The sequence below is a fragment of the Anaerobacterium chartisolvens genome (assembly GCF_003337415.1).
In the GTDB taxonomy this organism is placed as follows: domain Bacteria; phylum Bacillota; class Clostridia; order Acetivibrionales; family DSM-27016; genus Anaerobacterium; species Anaerobacterium chartisolvens.
The window spans coordinates 43,503-60,969 of the sequence record NZ_QPJT01000017.1 but is presented as its reverse complement, the minus strand read 5'-3'; the positions used below and the strand labels follow the sequence as shown (position 1 = coordinate 60,969).

At 41.1% G+C, this 17,467-nt stretch carries 17 protein-coding genes and 1 CRISPR repeat array; of the genes, 13 read left to right on the top strand and 4 right to left on the bottom strand.

What is annotated here, in order from left to right; translation table 11 throughout:
• The 3 genes from DFR58_RS14505 to DFR58_RS14495 form a co-directional block, all read right to left on the bottom strand.
• On the bottom strand, positions 1 to 482 hold a 482-nt coding region (locus DFR58_RS14505; RefSeq protein ID WP_147273186.1), incomplete at its 3' end, for an ABC-2 transporter permease.
• A 35-nt stretch (positions 483 to 517) separates the two neighbouring features.
• Positions 518 to 1,165, bottom strand: coding sequence for an ABC-2 transporter permease (locus tag DFR58_RS14500; RefSeq protein ID WP_114298573.1), 648 nt, complete (start codon positions 1,163 to 1,165; stop codon positions 518 to 520).
• 6 nt (positions 1,166 to 1,171) lie between these two features.
• The gene (locus DFR58_RS14495; RefSeq protein ID WP_114298572.1) at positions 1,172 to 1,888 is read right to left on the bottom strand and encodes an ABC transporter ATP-binding protein; all 717 of its coding nucleotides are present in this window, start codon (positions 1,886 to 1,888) and stop codon (positions 1,172 to 1,174) included.
• Positions 1,889 to 2,286: 398 nt separating this feature from the next.
• On the opposite strand from DFR58_RS14495, the gene DFR58_RS14490 reads away from it, so the two are divergent.
• Genes DFR58_RS14490 through DFR58_RS14450 form a run of 9 tightly spaced genes read left to right on the top strand, consistent with a single transcriptional unit; the run spans position 2,287 to position 10,554 of the window.
• Positions 2,287 to 4,380, top strand: coding sequence for a Cas10/Cmr2 second palm domain-containing protein (locus DFR58_RS14490; protein ID WP_114298571.1), 2,094 nt, complete (start codon positions 2,287 to 2,289; stop codon positions 4,378 to 4,380).
• Positions 4,370 to 4,951, top strand: coding sequence for an RAMP superfamily CRISPR-associated protein (locus tag DFR58_RS14485; protein WP_114298570.1), 582 nt, complete (start codon positions 4,370 to 4,372; stop codon positions 4,949 to 4,951). The genes DFR58_RS14490 and DFR58_RS14485 overlap by 11 nt, the downstream gene beginning before the upstream one ends.
• Entirely contained in the window at positions 4,932 to 6,125 is a 1,194-nt protein-coding gene (locus DFR58_RS14480; protein ID WP_114298569.1) for a hypothetical protein, read from the top strand. The genes DFR58_RS14485 and DFR58_RS14480 overlap by 20 nt, the downstream gene beginning before the upstream one ends.
• Positions 6,122 to 6,616 carry a hypothetical protein gene (locus DFR58_RS14475; protein ID WP_114298568.1) on the top strand — a complete coding sequence of 165 codons (495 nt, stop codon included), beginning with the start codon at positions 6,122 to 6,124 and terminating at the stop codon, positions 6,614 to 6,616. Before DFR58_RS14480 ends, DFR58_RS14475 begins: the two co-directional genes overlap by 4 nt.
• Entirely contained in the window at positions 6,616 to 7,428 is an 813-nt protein-coding gene (gene csx7 / locus DFR58_RS14470; protein ID WP_114298567.1) for a type III CRISPR-associated RAMP protein Csx7, read from the top strand. Before DFR58_RS14475 ends, csx7 (DFR58_RS14470) begins: the two co-directional genes overlap by 1 nt.
• Positions 7,421 to 8,209: a type III CRISPR-associated RAMP protein Csx7 gene (gene csx7 / locus DFR58_RS14465; protein WP_114298566.1), complete on the top strand. Its 789-nt coding sequence runs from the start codon at positions 7,421 to 7,423 to the stop codon at positions 8,207 to 8,209. The genes csx7 (DFR58_RS14470) and csx7 (DFR58_RS14465) overlap by 8 nt, the downstream gene beginning before the upstream one ends.
• Positions 8,193 to 9,026 carry an RAMP superfamily CRISPR-associated protein gene (locus DFR58_RS14460; RefSeq protein WP_170138166.1) on the top strand — a complete coding sequence of 278 codons (834 nt, stop codon included), beginning with the start codon at positions 8,193 to 8,195 and terminating at the stop codon, positions 9,024 to 9,026. Before csx7 (DFR58_RS14465) ends, DFR58_RS14460 begins: the two co-directional genes overlap by 17 nt.
• A 9-nt stretch (positions 9,027 to 9,035) precedes the next feature.
• Positions 9,036 to 9,608: a hypothetical protein gene (locus DFR58_RS14455; protein ID WP_207659240.1), complete on the top strand. Its 573-nt coding sequence runs from the start codon at positions 9,036 to 9,038 to the stop codon at positions 9,606 to 9,608.
• Positions 9,609 to 9,657: 49 nt separating this feature from the next.
• Positions 9,658 to 10,554 carry a DUF6602 domain-containing protein gene (locus DFR58_RS14450; protein ID WP_114298563.1) on the top strand — a complete coding sequence of 299 codons (897 nt, stop codon included), beginning with the start codon at positions 9,658 to 9,660 and terminating at the stop codon, positions 10,552 to 10,554.
• 238 nt (positions 10,555 to 10,792) lie between these two features.
• A CRISPR array of direct repeats spans positions 10,793 to 11,615; the repeat unit is 30 nt; unit sequence GTTGAACCTTAACATAGGATGTATTGAAAC.
• Positions 11,616 to 11,936: 321 nt separating this feature from the next.
• Here the strand turns inward: DFR58_RS14450 and DFR58_RS14445 are convergent.
• Positions 11,937 to 12,539, bottom strand: a complete 603-nt coding sequence (locus DFR58_RS14445; RefSeq protein ID WP_170138165.1) for a nuclear transport factor 2 family protein — start codon at positions 12,537 to 12,539, stop codon at positions 11,937 to 11,939.
• Positions 12,540 to 12,757: 218 nt separating this feature from the next.
• On the opposite strand from DFR58_RS14445, the gene DFR58_RS14440 reads away from it, so the two are divergent.
• The 4 genes from DFR58_RS14440 to DFR58_RS14425 all read left to right on the top strand — a co-directional run bounded on the left by DFR58_RS14440 (position 12,758) and on the right by DFR58_RS14425 (position 17,328).
• A complete protein-coding gene (locus DFR58_RS14440; protein WP_114298561.1) occupies positions 12,758 to 13,243 on the top strand; it encodes a hypothetical protein in 486 nt (161 codons plus the stop codon).
• Positions 13,244 to 14,010: 767 nt separating this feature from the next.
• Complete coding sequence (locus DFR58_RS14435) at positions 14,011 to 14,610, top strand: reverse transcriptase domain-containing protein (RefSeq protein ID WP_114298560.1); 600 nt, start codon at positions 14,011 to 14,013, stop codon at positions 14,608 to 14,610.
• Positions 14,611 to 15,093: 483 nt separating this feature from the next.
• A complete protein-coding gene (gene ltrA, locus DFR58_RS14430) occupies positions 15,094 to 16,383 on the top strand; it encodes a group II intron reverse transcriptase/maturase (RefSeq protein WP_114298559.1) in 1,290 nt (429 codons plus the stop codon).
• Positions 16,384 to 16,515: 132 nt separating this feature from the next.
• The gene (locus tag DFR58_RS14425) at positions 16,516 to 17,328 is read left to right on the top strand and encodes a group II intron maturase-specific domain-containing protein (RefSeq protein WP_114298558.1); all 813 of its coding nucleotides are present in this window, start codon (positions 16,516 to 16,518) and stop codon (positions 17,326 to 17,328) included.
• The last annotated feature ends 139 nt before the right edge of the window (positions 17,329 to 17,467 follow it).

Here is a 17,467-nt window from a genome sequence, read left to right as displayed (position 1 = left end):
ATATCTGATCTGTCAAAAATAAGTATTTTCCCTAAAACCAGAGATATGCCCAAAGCCGCTATTTCATTATAAAAGTCTGCCGTTATAGGATTAAAAGCATAAGATATTAATAAATAGAGCCCTGAAATCAACAGTGTAATTCCACATATATAAATTAAAAGTGAAACATAAAGAGCAGTATAGCCCTGTTGATTTGTTAACAATGGTATAAGCAAAATGATTACTCCAACAATCATTGTACTCATTAGGAAAACAGCCTTTTCGATAATGTAATCTTTTCTGGTAATAGGCAGAGTCGCATAAAATATAGTGGTTCGATTTTTGTAATCACTATAAGTTACTAATCTTATACTGTTAATAACCAAAATCATAAATATTGGGATTTTAATTAGCATATTAATATATGGTACTAACAAAATCAGAATGAACAATAATATACTTGTCTTGGCAGTGCAAATATCGTTGTATAAAATTCTTAGCATTAAAAATTCACCTTGTTTTTCATATTTTGCTTAACTTATACATGTCTCTTATCAAAAAGTTTACTGGAGATTGCAATAGAAACAAAAGATATAAGCATATATAGCGATATACTTATAATAAGTATGTTGCCGCTTGTCTTTTCCAATACGCTTTCTACCCTTGACATGCCTATATACTTAAGAAGCTGTCCGAGCAATAAAAAACCTACAAAAATCGATATTCCAAATGCCCTGGTATACTTAAGCGTCGTAATAATACCATCCTTAAAAAATGGTATTATAAATGCAGACTGCATAAAAACACTTAATAATATCATAATACTTACAATTACCTTTACAGAATTAATATTGTAGCTTATCAGCCTATCTATTGCAGCAGATTTAAGTATTATAGAATCAATGCACAGCGTTAAACCTATTCCGCATAGCACTAGGAATGCCGATAATATATGTTTTTCGATAACATAAAAGTATCTTTTCATAGGTAAGGTTAAATAAAATATAAAAGAATTATTATATTCATCCGACATACACGAGGCATGTAATACTTTGTAAGAAAAAAGTATGCTTATTCCAATGCCTCCTAGTGCTCCAACCAGCAACGTAGACAAAATTGTTAAAAGAAAATATGTAATAATGAGTTTTTTCTGCCGGAAAACATCTATAAAAAATATTCTTAACATACAATTTCATCCTTCCTTTAGTAAATCTATAACAATATCATCGAACAGAATTTTTTTATATTTTTCTAAGCCCATGATGCCATTTTTGGAACTGATGCAAATCATTTTTCCACTTTTTAGTACTGTAATATCATCTGCAATATGTTCAATATCCGATGTAATATGAGATGACAGCAAAAAGCTAACACCGCTATTTCTTGAAAACGAAAAAATATCATCAAGGACTTCTCTCCTTACTAACGGATCTAATCCTGAAGTGGATTCATCCATAATTACAAGTCCTGGACAATGTGCTAAGGTTAATGCAATCATTAGCTTAACTTTCATTCCCCTAGAGTAATTTTTAACAGACTTTTCATTTGGTAATTCATACTTTTGAATTAAGGCTTTATACATAGAGTTGTCCCAAGTATTATAAAAGCTTCTCATCATTTTTTCCCCAGTCTTAGGGGTAATATAGTCAGGTAATATGTTTTCATCCGGTATATACCCAATTCTTTTTTTTATAAAGATCTCGTTAGCTCTGATTTCTTTATTAAAAACCTTAATAACACCGGAATCTTGAAAATTTAGACCCATTAACATTTTTATAATCGTCGTTTTTCCTGCCCCGTTTGGGCCAATCAGCCCCATAATTCTGCCTTCATCCAAGCTAAAGGTTATATTATCCAATTTAAAATCTTTATACTTTTTAGTTATATTAACAAAAGATACAGCTTCCACTTTACACCTGCTCCCTATTGTCTACTGCAATACTTTTCACTAATAGACGCAATTTTGTTTGATGATTATACCTTTGTATAACATATATTACATAAAATGCTTGAACTACAATTATAACATACAATGTGGAACGCTTCCCTCACTTTTTGCAGGCAGGCGTTCCACGCATTGCGGTGGTAGCGTAAAGGCCCGGGAAATACTTTGAAAAACAAGTATTTCCCGAATCCCTTTATGCTTGTGCAGGGGTGGCGCACTGCGCCGCAAAGGTGTGTATTGTTGCGTGGACTTGCGGGTTATGGAATAAAATATAAATAAATGTCATATAAAATGAAGGATTTTGGAGCTGGAGGGAGAAATAAACATTATGTTGTGTGGATTAGGGGGAGAGGGGGAAAGAGATGCCATATGTGGATTGGAAGAAATATGTAGAGCAAAAGGAAAAAGCAAAATGGGAAAGGCTGAATGAAGTTCCAATTATAGAGAAGCCTGTTTCGGCATATAAGAAGTGGACTGACAGCGTGACTCGTACTAATTACTGTATATCTGAAGCGGATTACCAGAGCTGCCTTAGTATCATAAGGAACGAGGTGAAGGGCAAAAAAACTGCTGATGAAATATTAAAAATGCTTTGTAAAGAGGATGAGAGTAAAGAAACTTATTATATTGACACATTTCCTTACTTTCCGGCGAAGGATAGACCAGCGAAAGATAATGTGGAGAAAACAAGGTGTACCTTTAGAGAAGCCGCAAGACTGTATGTGCTGTTTGCGTATATTATATACCGCTCTGAGAACAGGGATGTGGACAAGAACTTATTTAGAGCTGAGGCATATCTGGACTTTATTAATGAAAACAGAACAGAGGAAAACGCTATTGTCTGGGATGCGCTGGAATGTATGCTGGATAAAAAGAGCTTTGAAAGTCCGATTAAGGTCACCTTGCTTAAGGGCGGAGCGTACAAGATAAAAAAATACTACCTTGAAAATGACGAAATAAAGGACATACGGGGAGCTAGCAGCATACTTACTTATGTTGGTGAGGAGCTTATACCGGGGGAAATAGAAAAAGAGTACATAAAGGAATGCATTATATACGCAGGGGGAGGAAGTGTCTTTTTTGTACTTCCGCAGGTTGAAGAAAAAGACAGCGGGCTGTGGAGGAGAATGGAAAACCACTTCCATGAATATACCATGAGTGTAAGCAACGCTTTTGCGCAAAAGGACGTATTGCTTAAGGATCTTCTTGGCAGCTACCAAGAAACTATCCATGAGCTGGATGGCGAGATAGAAAAGAGAAAGGGTGCTAAGATATTTGACAGTATGGCGCCGACTTCCGCCAAATATCACAATGAAAACCAGATTTTGAAGCTTGGTAAAGAAGAAATAAAATTAGAAGCCACAGTTTTGAATAGCAGGGAGGGAAGAGCAGAAAAATGCAGCTTGTGCGGAGTAAGAAATGCAAGCTACACTCTATTGGTGGATGAAAATGAGAAGGTGTGCGGGAGCTGCCTTCATAAGCGTTTTGCGGGAAAGAATGAAAAAAGGCGCTACATGGATGAATACAAGAAGCTTACCAATGACTCAAAAGCACAAATCAACAGTCTTAATGATATTGGGGACGATGTCGCCGTAGTATATGGAGACGGAAACAATATGGGCGGCATAGTAAACAGCGTTGACAGCCTTTATGAGATTATGTATTTCAGCCGGACAACGGCTGAAGCTGCGAAGAGAGCTACCTTTAAGGCGCTCCACAGGATTTACGGCAAAGAACAAAGGACACTTTTTGAAATAATAGCCGTAGGCGGTGACGACATATTCCTTTTTGTCGCCGGAAAGGGAAGCATACAGTTTGCCGCAGAGCTTATAGAGCTTTTTAATGAGGAGTTCCGAACGCTGCACATTACCAAGGATGAAGGTGCAAAGTATGCCGCTACTTTGTCTGTAGGCGTATGCATAGCGGGCAGCAGGACACCTGTCAGGGTAACGTTTAAAAACGCGGAGGACGCACTGCGCGAGGCAAAAAAATTATCCAGAGCCAATAATAAAAATGGTACAGATTCCGGAAGCTTGGGTTTTGTTGCTCTGGACTCGTTTACAGGCACGGACGAAAGGAAGCTTACATGTACTGAAACAGGCGAGAATGTTATGCTTACGCTGCTGCCATATTCTTTGGAGACTGCAAGAGATATGCTGAAGCTGGGAGAGATTATAAGCGGGGATACAAAAAACAGCAGGAGCAATCTTTTTAAAATATTGCAGACAGTCGAGGGAGCAGGCTCTGTCGCTGAAGGGATGCTCATTTACCTGTACGATCAGGCGAGGAATAGCCTCAGGCTTGAAAAGAAGCTTTCGTTTAATACCGTTCAAGGCTTTCAGTGGGCAGGCGGATATTATAAAAAGGGCAGTGAAAATGAAGGCATTAGATACTTGCCATGGAGGGATATACTGAACATATGCAGCTATTACAGGAGGGACATATATGGACAATAAATATTACCGTAAATACCCTGTGCAAATAACCTTAAAATCCCCTCTTAATATAAGCATGGGAGGTGAAAGGGGCATGAGTGCGGTAGTAAAGATGGACAAAACGCCTTTTATTCCCGCATCAACCATAAAGGGAAAGCTGAAGGCCAATTTTTCCAGAATTACGGGGTATCCAATACACATTGGAACTGACCCGGAGCAAATGTGCCCATGCCCTGTATGCGGCATATTTGGAGGAGGAGGCTACCAGCCTTCCAGAATATTTGTACAAAGCTTTTTCCCTGTGGCGGGGAATGAGAAGATACATGAGGCAAAGCTGGGGGCAAGAACAGGAATAGCGGTTGACAGATATCTTAAGACTGCTAACGACGGTTCTCTTTTCAGGACTGAGGTTGTGGAGGCAGGGGCTGTTTTTGCCGGAAGCATTGAGGTATATTTTACAGAATCAACTATAGAGTATGAGGACAGGCTTATAATGGCCCTTGAAATGGTGGAAGCCCTTGGCGGAGGGAAAAGCCGCGGGCTTGGGGCGGTCAAGGTGGAGGTGGGGCAGCTTGCCGAAGGTAGAGCTTAAAATGCAAAGCCCTCTTGTTATAGGGGGAAAAAGGATAAAGGACAATGTAATACCGTCTCTCGACTACATACCCGGCAATTTTGTAAGGGCGGCATTTGCAAAGCAAATTCTTTTAAGGTGTCCCCTGTATGTACCCGGAGAGAAGGACAAGCATGGAAGGTACAATTACGTAGGTTTAAGGGATGGGGAAAAGTGCAAGGAATGCGAATTATTCAGACTTTGTGAAAACTTTTCAAACATTGGCTTTTCCTTCTTTTATCCTAAAGGCTGCGACATTTTGCCGTTTACCTCAAGGAGATGTAAAACAGACCCTGACATTCACCAAATAAGGGATGTGCTTATTTATGGGGATCGCTTAAAATGCAGTGAATGTAAGGATAAAGACAAGGATAAGGCAAGGGGCAGGATGGAGTCTGCAAAGGGTTACATAATGGGAGGCAAAAGCTTTTCTGTTCCTCACATATCCTTTACAAGAACGGCAATTGACCCATACACGGGGACATCACTTGACAGCAGCCTGTATTCCATAAATGCCGTTAACTGTGTAATGGACGGCAATAGCCTTGTTTTTGAGGGTGAAGTATGGGGAGACGGGGCGGAGCTTATAAGTCCTATACAAACAATTATGGTTGGGCGCTATTCCTCAGTCGGTATGGGAAGGATGGGGATAAAGGTGTTAGGGGACGAAAAGAGGCAAAGGAATAATGAGCTTGCAAAAGGGCTGGAAAGTTTTAATAAAAAAATACGCGAAGAAAATATTCAGTATAAAGACAGCCCGGAGGATAAGACATATATACCCATGCTTTTTAAGAGCCATGCAAAGCTTGATTTTAAAGGGATGGAACATCCGCTGGACACAGAAGAGTATCTGGAAAGGTGGGGACAGGCCATGTTTGGACAGGAACAAACACAGCTTAAAGTTGAAAGGGTATACGCGGAGTACGACCTGTACAGGGGCTATGACACATCAAGGGAATGGGGCAAATGGGAAAAGCCCCCCGAAATACGTGTTTTAAAGGGTACTGTGGTATTGCTGTCTGTGCAGGAGCCGATGGATGAAACAGTGAGAAGTCTTGCCTGTATTGAAGGTGAAGGTATAGGCGGCGACAGGCTGAACGGCTTTGGAAGGGTGGAGTTTTGCAGCACATTTCATGCGAAGGAGGAGTCGAAATGAAAAAGAGCGAGATCATAGGCTATGTAAACGAGATAGCAGATAAGACCTCACTGAGAGCCATATTATCCGATAAGGAGACAGGACGGCTTTCACTGGGAAAGACACAGTTCCGCAGCATGGCTGAGCTGTGCCAGAAAGCGGACTGTCCTGAGGAAATTAAGCTTATGCTTGAATATAAAATGGCAAAGGGCAATGGATGGGATATTACAATAGGTGAGGGCAAAAGATGCGGGGATATATTCATAAATTACATAGAAGAGATAGAGAAGAAGACTCTAAAAGACTTTACCCAAGAGGGCGGCGGAGTACCAGAAAATTCAGAAAAGGATGAAAACAATAAGAACAATAAAAGTAAAGAAAACGAGAAAGTCTTAAAGAGCATGGAGCTGTTTTTTGGATATATGTACTGGAAGGCCACTGTGCTTATAGAGGAGAAAAAGCGTGACGAGCAGATGGGAAGCAGAGCCTATCAGAAAGGGGGGATAAGGTAATGCTGTTTAATGAGTTCCATTCCCGAATAAGGGTAGAGGGCAAAATTACTGCCATGAAGCCCATTCACATAGGCACGGGGGAGGACAGTACAAACCCTGCTCAGGTTGATGCGGCAGTGCTTAAGGATTCTGAGGGCAGAGCCATAATTCCGGGGTCATCCTTAAAAGGAGTTCTTAGAAGCAGGATTGAGGGAATTCTTTCAAGCGGTATAGACGGATGGAGAAGCTGCAATATACTGTCAAAGGATAGCTGCACACAGCAAGCGGCTCAGATAAAGGAGGCTTTTAAGGAGAAAGAAAAGGTACTTAAGAATCAGAAGACAAAAGTGGATGAAAGAGACGCGGACAGGAAATTCAGGAGGCTTTTGCAGGAGGAATATATAGAATGCTGTAAGGAGATTTATGAAAATAGCTGTGACGTATGCAGGATGTTCGGAAACGGAAAGCTTGCGGGACGGGTATCTATATGTGACATGTACACAAAAGACAAAATAAATACTGAAAGAAGGGACGGAGTGGGAATAAACAGGGATTCTGGAACTGCACAGCGCGGAGCAAAATACAGCTTTGAGATAGTACCCGCAGGGACAGAGTTTGATTTCCTGATGATAGCGGAAAATCTGGACGAAAAACAAAAGATGCTTCTCGAAATAATTCTGCAAATGCTGAAAGAAGAAGATATATCGGTTGGAGGCATTATCAGCAGAGGGCTTGGACAGATTAAGCTTAGTGCTATAACAAGAACAGAGATAAACAGAGACAACATAGCCGATCATTACGGGCTTGGGAAAAAGGAGGCCAGCAATGTTTAGGAACCTTTATAACGAATGTACAATAAAATTCATCTTAAACGCTGAAAGCCCTATATCAATACGCTCCGGCGAGAACCTTGACCTTGATCCCGCCATGCCTGACAACCGTTTTATACGCAGTATGCATAATGGGAGGGAACAGGTGGTAATGCCCGGAAGTGGCATAAAGGGCGTTTTCAGGAGCAGGGCCGAAAAGCTTTTGCCGGGGTGTTGCAATGTTTTTGGGAATGATTGCTTCAGGAAAGGGAACAAAAAGGAATATCAGGATGATATTAAGCTAAAATATAAAGCCAACTGCCCCGCCTGCCGTCTTTTCGGCAGCCTGTCACTAAAGAGCCGTATAGAATTCCGGGATGCATACCCAGAAAAGGGAAGCGAGGTTGTTATGGGGACACGCCACAACGTGGGAATAGATCGTGTTACAGGGTCTGCGCTTAAGGGTGCGCTTTTTGAACCCGAGGTTCTTGAACAGGGAAGCTTTGGTGTGGAAATTATAATTCGCAATTACTTTAGGTGGCAGCTAAAGGTAGTTTGTCAGGTCATATCCGACATAAACGAGGGATATGTTACCTTCGGGGGGGTGACATCAAGGGGCTTTGGAAGGATGTCCGCCCACAACATAAGCTTTACCGCCAGAGAATATAACGGAAAAGGGCAAAACGGCTTTTATCAGGAAAAGTGCTTTAACAGCCTTGAGGATATAAGCAGCGAGCTAAAGGATGTATATATTACCAAGGAAGAGCTGGAAAGGACGGAGCTTAGTCATGAGTCAATTTTATGATTTTGTAGAGTTCTTAGGGCCAAGGAGCTTTAATGAGAGTGGGAGCCTAAACGGAAGGATTCGGCTTGAAATAACCACTCAAACGCCCATTTTTATAGGCTCGGGCTATGAGGAAATAGAGGAGGGGGAGCTGTGGAAGTGCTTCCAGAGGTACGGAGGCAGCCCGGTTATTCCCGGAAGCACATTAAAGGGTGTCATGCGGACGATAAGCCAGTGTGTTTCATATAGCTGTGCCAGTGTGGACAGGAAAAGGGATCTTCCATTCTCCACAGGTATGTGCAATTGTATAGTATGCAAAACATACGGCAAAATGGGGCTTAAGGGATGTGTAAGCTTCGGAGAGTTTGTTTCACAGAATGCCGAAACCGGAAAGGTACTTATACCCATACAAATGACCCCTGACATAAGCAAAAGGGAGATATATTACAAGGGGGATAAGCTTAGGGGCATTAAGCTATACAGGCATGGAGATTATCGGCTTCTTGAAAATGCACAGGTGCCGGTGGAGGCTGTCATGGAGGGTGCGGTTTTTAAGGGTGAGCTTATGTTCAGCGGCCTTCATGGAAGGCAGCTTGAACTTTTGTGCTATTCACTTGGCTTAGACGGAAGCTTCATACCCAAAATAGGGGGCAACAAGGCGGGCTTTTTCGGAAGCTGTGAAATATCGGCGGGGTATGCATATATGAACCACAATACCTTTGATCCTTGTGAATATGCCAAGAAATACGGGATAAGCGATCTGCAAATAGCGAAGAACAAGCAGAAGGTGTCCGAAATACTGGGTTATGGCAGCAGGGTAAAGGAAATAACGCAATAAGCATGTGGGGTGGTTAATTTGGAAAACAAGGAAGAGCTGCTGAAGGCAGCGTCGCGTCTTGCAGAGCTGGGAACCAGAATTATAGTAGAAAAGTTTGTGTCAATATATCGCCACATACTGGACAGAAATGGGGTGAACCCTAATTCTCCTGTGAGGGAGGGGAATGTGGAGGAAAGGCTTAACTTGGATATAAGAAAGGAATTTATCGAGACAGTAAGCCTGTACTGCCGTAAGCCGGAAATTCTTGGAGGGGGAGAAACAAACAAGCAGAGCTTCAAGAGGTTTGCGGCGGAAGGGCTTGGAATAATGTGCCGGGGTGATGGTGCGGCAAGCTGGAACAAAAAGGAGCTTGCAGAGCTTGGCTTCAGGGAGCTTTCCTTTGTGCTTGGCTGGGCGGGGAGGCTTGCAAAGACAGGGGATAAAAAACCTAAAAATGGGACATTTGAGCATAAGGAAGGGTTTGGGGATTTTAAGGGCAAAAAGACCGAAGATGTTAACACAAAAAAAGAGACTTTACAGCCTGCTAATCTTGATGACAGCTTGGCAATGCTGGCAAAGTCCATAAACAAAAACAGAATGTAATTTTGAAAAAAATAGATTTTAACTAAACTAAACAAAGGAGGTCAAGCCCATGGCTAAACAATACAAAAACCCCGACGTAATAGGCAAAATTGCCGAAAATTACAAGCAGCTTGAGAAATCCATAGTAAGCCAGCTTAAATTTGACTGCCAGCATAACGTGACAATAGGCGGAGTAAGGGAAGAAATATGGAAATCGCTCTTTGAGCAGATTATACCCAAGAAGTTTTCCATTGCCCGCTCAGTCTTCATTATAGACTCAAATGGAGGTGTGTCGGCTGAAGTAGATCTGGCAATTTTCGACGAGCAGTACACCCCGTACATATTTAATTACGGAAACATGAGATTTATACCCATTGAAGCGGTGGCAGTAGTTATACAGTGCAAGAGTAAAGAACCAAAGACAAAAGAGCTTGAACACTGGGTTAAAAGCATAAGTGAACTTAGAACATCCTTAAATTCTATAGCAAGGTTGTATACAGACATTGCAATTGGAGAACTGGCTTATGATAAGGATAGCCACGGTAAAATCCAGCTTGGGGAAAAAGGGAAAAAGACAACCCAAACATCAACCAGACCTATAAGAATACTTTGCCACACAGATCAAATGATTGGACAGAGAAGTCGCATAACTGAAATTTTTGATATTATACTTAACCCTGATAGTAATAAGGACTGTCTTCAAATTTCCATATTTCCTCAAGGCAAAAACTTAGAACACTGGTACAATGAGCTTAACCATGTGGATAGCAAATATGAGAATATCCGTCGTGAATACGGTTCACGTGCTAATGTTAACCTAAATGATTACAGGGTCTTAGATTCGTCAGGCCAGATATCTCTGCTGTCCCTCATATTCCAGCTAAACCAGCTCCTTATGCTGATAAACAACCCTATACCCTTTCCGCATCAGGAATATGCCAAGATGTTTAATGATTACGGTAAATAAGTACATACTTAGTTTGAGAACATTTTCTTTCGGGGACGTTCCGGCAAGAGGGCAAAGCTGCTTTTGTTCCAACCGCCAAAAATACTAAAACCTCTGGAAACCTCACAGCGCAAGGGTTCGGAGAGATTTTCCATTGCAAAAAAAATTTCTCCAAACGACTGGAAAAAAACTGCTGTAAGTGCTACAATAAGAGGGAAAGAGGCAAAATGCCAAAAGCTGAAACCCGCATTTTATGCTGGTTGAACCTTAACATAGGATGTATTGAAACATGGATTAATTAATCCGAAATATAAAAATCAATATGTTGAACCTTAACATAGGATGTATTGAAACGATTGTGCTGCAAGGTCGGTGTACAAGCCGGATATGGTTGAACCTTAACATAGGATGTATTGAAACTGAGCTGGCAATAAGCATCAAGCTTGAGCATATCGAGTTGAACCTTAACATAGGATGTATTGAAACCCCTCAACCGTAACCACCTTTTGCAGCCAAGCATTAGTTGAACCTTAACATAGGATGTATTGAAACTAATCCATCCCTCCAATACATAATTTATATTTGATAGTTGAACCTTAACATAGGATGTATTGAAACTTGCACAATACAAGACATGTAACACCATTGCTATTTGTTGAACCTTAACATAGGATGTATTGAAACCAGATACATTTTTCTTCACATCTTTCAAATCTATTAGTTGAACCTTAACATAGGATGTATTGAAACAAACCCTTAATTATACCGTCACTATAATGGTATAATGTTGAACCTTAACATAGGATGTATTGAAACCGAAATATGCTATTCGTAGAATCAACTACACAATGGGTTGAACCTTAACATAGGATGTATTGAAACATTAAAGGCGCAGATGGATCAGCTGCAGCAACAGGTAGTTGAACCTTAACATAGGATGGATTGAAACAAGGCGGGCTTATATGGGATTGAAGGAGGGGAGTTAGTTGAACCTTAACATAGGATGTATTGAAACCCTGTAGCCTAAATAAGCAAGGCCTGTGCCGATTATTGTTGAACCTTAACATAGGATGTATTGAAACTGGATGATGTAATATGGTTCCCGGCAATGGCTGGCTAGTTGAACCTTAACATAGAATGATAGGATGTATTGAAACTGGCTATATTCCGGCAGGACGTGAATGTCAGCAATCTGTTGAACCTTAACATAGGATGTATTGAAATTATGTAACCATAACACAATGCCACACCTTGCAACACAGTTGAACCTTATCATACCATGGGAACATTTCACTCCCCCAAGCGAAGCTGAATGCCGCAGAAAACAAAGGATGCTTACCGTGTTTTCTACAAGGCAAGCATCCCTTATTGGCATGTATTAGCTCTACTTTACTTTCTTCAGCTTAATTGCCGCCGTCCATTTCCGCAAAAGCTTTGGCAGCGTTCCCTGTCATTGCATTAATCAGACTATCATCGGGAACAATGAGCCAGCTCTTTTTATCTTTGGAGTACGACAATTTAATTTCTACATCAGATGAGATTAAAGGCATATCAGGAGAAGATAAGCTGTTGTCGAAGTACTGTTTTATCAGCTCTTCACTGTTTTGATCCGCATTCTCATCACCGCTTAATGCCATTTCAAAAAGTTTGGGCATTAGCTCACTAATCATTTCAGACACGATCTTTACCAAATCAGGTGAGGTTATTTTTACATTAACGGTAGCAGTGTCCCCATCCTTTTCAGTTGAAATAATTTTATAGTCCAAATTGTTGAATATTTTTTTCATTATCTTTTCTTGCTCTTCATCATCATATGTAAGGTCGTCACTTGCTGAAGACAGGTATTTAGAAGCAGTGTTCACGTCAGCCTCTTTAATTGCTTCAAAAAAACTGGAAACTGCCTTGTCGGGCGACCCGCTTGCGCTTGTACAGGATGCTAATGATGCCGTAAGTGTAAAGAGCAGGCATAAGATAATTGCCTTAACAAAAATATTTTTGTTTCTCATTGTATTTCCCCTTATAGTATACAAATATTTACATGAAATTTTTACATGCATTTTTGCATTATACCATGTTGCATACAAAAAATCAAAATATTTGATTTTTTGTTGTAATTAATTTAAAATGTAAATATTCCTAAGTACGAGATATATTTACTTTCTAAATAAGGCTTGACCTTTATTTAAATATATTAGTATTTTACAAGAAATGGAGCTGTGTTAGAATGATAAAAAAGAAGCAATTTATAATCCTTATAATTTGGATAATAACAATATTTGTATTACTTATTTGGAATCATAATAATTACAAAAAGGTAGCTGCTAAAAATTTGGAAGGCATAGAGTGGGAATTGTTGAATTGCTGTAACTATTTTATGCGTAATGCACAAAATGTTGATTATAATGAAATAAATCAGTCAATAAAGCATTTAGATATGGCTATAAAAAATTATCAAGATAACAGAATAACTCTAATAAGGGCTAATTCTGAAAAAACGATTGACATAATAGATAGCAATTTTCAAAAAATTGCATCTAGCAATATTGTGACTGAAAAAAATATTGAGCAGTTTTATAAAAATATGAATGAATTGAGGGTAGCTATAAATGATTCATTAAAGCAAATGCAGTTTGGTGATATATCTAAAGAATCATCTGAAGCCATATTTAATACTCTTGAGAAGCTAAAATTACATTTGGTTGATAATTAATTGGGAAGTCTTTCAAGACTATGTATATTAAATTTTAAGTCGGCAAAAATCCCCACCCAACCAAAAATTTTATCCAAATATGTATAAAAACATCTTGCCCTTCCAGCATAAAACAGATATAATATTTGCTAGAAAACAAAATAGTGCGGCATCCTGTGGCTTGAGGAACCACAGGCTTGCTCGGGTGAAACCACCACCGTCACAACAGCTTTCCAAGCTGTACCGCACATACATTATTATAAGCGCATTCCTGCCTTTGTGCAAGGACTAGTTTACAAATATTTGTATGCTGTGGTTTGTGTTGCACTTGAATTTTGAATAATTCAGTGCCGTGAACGGGAGGATTCCCGCGCGGCACTTTTTGTTGTGTGCCCAGCATGGGCACAATCTTAAGGGTGAAAGTCCCAAACACGCCCTAGTAGTGGGAAGTGTATAGCTTAAAGCAAGGGTGTCCACCGAGAGGTGGAATCTGAAGGAAGCTGGAGGCAAATCTCTGGTCTGACGAACAGAAATCACATCAGGCGCAAGTTGATGGATAAGGTTGCAATACAAACTGAAGTCCAATAACTACTCAGAATCAACAGCGTAAATGTGGCAGATAGATGGAGAGAAAGATTGTGCTCTTACCTGGGGAGATCTCACGGACATGTGGAACGCCTTTGCGAAGCATGGTTGAAACAAGATTTGCCATGAGAAGTCAGCAGATACCATATTAGCGACCTAATCAACAAGGCCGTGAAGGGTTGAACCTAAGGAGGTGAAAGTCAATGAAAGTTACCAAATTCGGGACGAAGAAAAGCAGAATACACTGTAGTGACAGTGGCTACTGTCAGAGAGATAGTGCGGAACATGAAGGGTATGGCAGAGCGCTTACCGAAAAGAGGATAACTGAAAACAACATCACCGATGCCAACAGTGGAGTGAATGGACTTTTGGAACGAATCCTAGACCGAGAGAATCTTAACCGAGCCTATAAACAGGTGAAGAAGAATAAAGGGTCACACGGAGTCGATGGGATGGAAGTAGAGCATCTTCTACAATATCTCAAAGATAATGGGGATGAGCTAAGAAAGACCATTTTGGAAGGTAAATACCGACCAAAACCAGTTCGACGGGTAGAAATACCTAAGGACAACGGAAAGAAACGACAACTAGGAATACCGACAGTAGTTGATAGGGTTGTGCAACAGGCAATACAACAAGTGCTATCACCGATATATGACCCGATATTCAGTGAAACCAGCTATGGTTTTAGACCGAAACGAAGCGCAAAAGATGCCCTTAAGAAATGTGAGAAATATGCTAATGAAGGATATACCTATGTGGTAGATATGGACTTAGAGAAATTCTTTGGGGCGCCGGGCTAAGCCGGACACTTTCAGCTGGTGGAATTCCAACTCAGGAAAGGAGTGAAGCCGCTCCACCTGAAATCGAGTCTTGGGTGTGTGGAGGTAACGACACATACTAAGCGTAGACAGAGCGAAATCAGGCCGTAACGCAAGTGAAGCGATTGAGCCTCGTTAGTACGTCCGGAGGCCGACAAGGTCGAATACTTGGAAGGCAATAGTAGGTTTCCGATATAGGCGAGGGAACCGGAGACTCCGGCGGGGTCTAAGAGCATGGCATGATGGAAAAGGAAGTGTAGCGGAACCCGGGAGACCCGCCACGGTCTTTGTGAAAGCAGAGTACGCAAGCCGAACGGACCATCCACAAGCAAGCGGAAGCTGTGACGGGAGTCGGACCTGTTGGTAGTACTCGGAGCGTAGGAAAGCTGCGTACATGGGGAAGCGGCAGGGCAAAATGAGTTCTCGACAAGGAAACATAAACTACACAAACAGAGGTAGGCATCTATGTCAACGAAATTGGACGGGATAGCAGTAAAGGCTCGTAAAGACAGGAAAGCGGTATTTACATCGTTGGCGCACATCATTACTCCAGAGTTTCTTAAAGAAACGTGGAAAATGATGAACAAGAAAGGAGCAAGCGGTGTAGATGGAGAGACAACTAAAGAATTCGAAGCAAACCTAGACGAGAGAATACAAGATGTATGGGAAAGGATGAAGGCAAAACGGTATAAAGCACTGCCGGTCAGACGTGTCGAGATACCAAAAGGGAATGGCAAAACTAGGCCGCTAGGGATACCGACTGTTGAAGACAGGCTTGTACAACGTGCTGTCGCCAGGGTACTTGAAGCAATATACGAACAGGAATTCCTGGACTTCTCATATGGCTTCAGGCCCGGCAGGAATCCTCACCAAGCATTAAAGGCTCTCAGAAACTGTATCGTAAAACGAAAGGTGCGACACATATTCGAAGCCGACATTCGTGGTTACTTCAACAACATAAACCATAAATGGCTTATGAAGATGATAAGGCTGCGGATTGCTGACCCGGTAATAATAGGGTTAGTAGGCAAATGGCTGAAAGCGGGAGTAATGATAAATGGCGTAGTAACTCGGAATGAGGAAGGCACGCCACAAGGCGGGTCGATCAGTCCGATACTTGCCAACATATACCTTCATTACGTCCTTGACCTGTGGTTTGAAAAGAAATACAAAACCTACACCCAGGGAGAAGCCTACTTGGTAAGGTTCGCAGACGATTACGTGGCGTGCTTCCAGTATAAAAGAGATGCAGAAAAGTTTGCGAGGTACATGAAGTATCGGATGAACAAGTTTGGATTGGAACTAGCGGAAGAGAAAACAAGACTTATGCCCTTTGGACGATATGTATGGGAAAGGATAGACGGCCATAGTGAAAAGCCGGAATCCTTTGACTTTCTGGGCTTTAGGCATATAAGTGGGATTGGGAACAATGGGCAGTTTGCATTGATCCGGAAACCTACTGTCAAGAGCTGTAGGAAATTTCTTGACAAAGTACATAAATGGTTGAAGGAGCACAGTCACTGGAAAAGGAGAGACCAGCAAAAGCAACTGACAAGCATGCTTAATGGCTTTTACCAGTATTTTTCGCTGTATCACTGCAGAAACAAGCTTGTATACATCCGGGAAGAAGTTGTCAAACAATGGATTAGGTCACTCAGGCGAAGAAGCCAACGACATAAAATGTACTGGTCATACCTGACCAATCGCGAATGGTTTAAGCTTCCATACCCGGAGTTGATACATGCAGATGTCTAATAGGAGCACGAATGTGAATCATTTTGGGGAGCCCGGTGCGGGAAAACTGCACGCCGGGTTCTGATTGGGGCTGGCAGTACAAGGGTAAAACCAAGGCTGCCTTCTACCAGCCACACAGTGAGTCAATCTAAAATGATAGAAATCTTGTCAAGAACTATCAAAGACCGACAGGTCATATCATTGATTCACAAATACTTAAGAGCGGGAGCTATCGTAGATAGGAAATTCGAAGAAACAACCGAAGGTCTGGCACAGGGCGGAAACTTAAGCCCATTGTGTAGTAATATCATGCTGAATGAATTGGATAAGGAACTGGAAAGACGAGGGATACGCTTCGTGCGTTATGCAGATGACATGATGTTGTTTGCACAAACAAAGCGAAGTGCCAATAGAATTATGGAACATATCTTACCGTATATCGAAGGGAAACTAAAACTTCGAGTAAACAGGGACAAGACGTCTGTTGCTTACATTGGAAGAATTAAGTTTCTCGGATATGGGTTTTATCCTTCCAAACAGGGAATTAAGTTAAGGGTGCATAGGAAAACAGTAGCCAGAATGAAAGACAGGATAAAAAAAATCACTGCTAGAAATAGTGGAATCAGCTATGAAAAGCTTAAACTAAACTTAAAGCAATACGTGATAGGTTGGGTAAATTACTACAAACTGGCAGATATGAAAAGTCTTTTAACGCGTATAGATGAATGGCTACGTAGAAGATTGAGGAGTTTCATCTGGAAAAGATGGAAGAAAATCAAGACAAGGTATCGCATGCTGAGAAGGTTAGGATATAACTATCATAATGCAATCAAATACGCCAACACTAGAAAAGGCTACTGGCAAGTAGCCAGTAGCCAAATTCTTAGTTGTTCTATCACAGACAATCGACTTAGAGAGTCGGGTTACCTGTTCTTTACGGATTATTACAAAACTGTTTGTGTATAAACTTAGGAAGCGCCGTATACGAGAACCGTACGTACGGTGCTGTGGGAGGTCGGGAAAATTATTCGATTTTCCCTCCTACCCGATTTCCCTGAAACCGCATGGCACGGGGGAGCTGTTTATTATTCTTAAATACCACCAT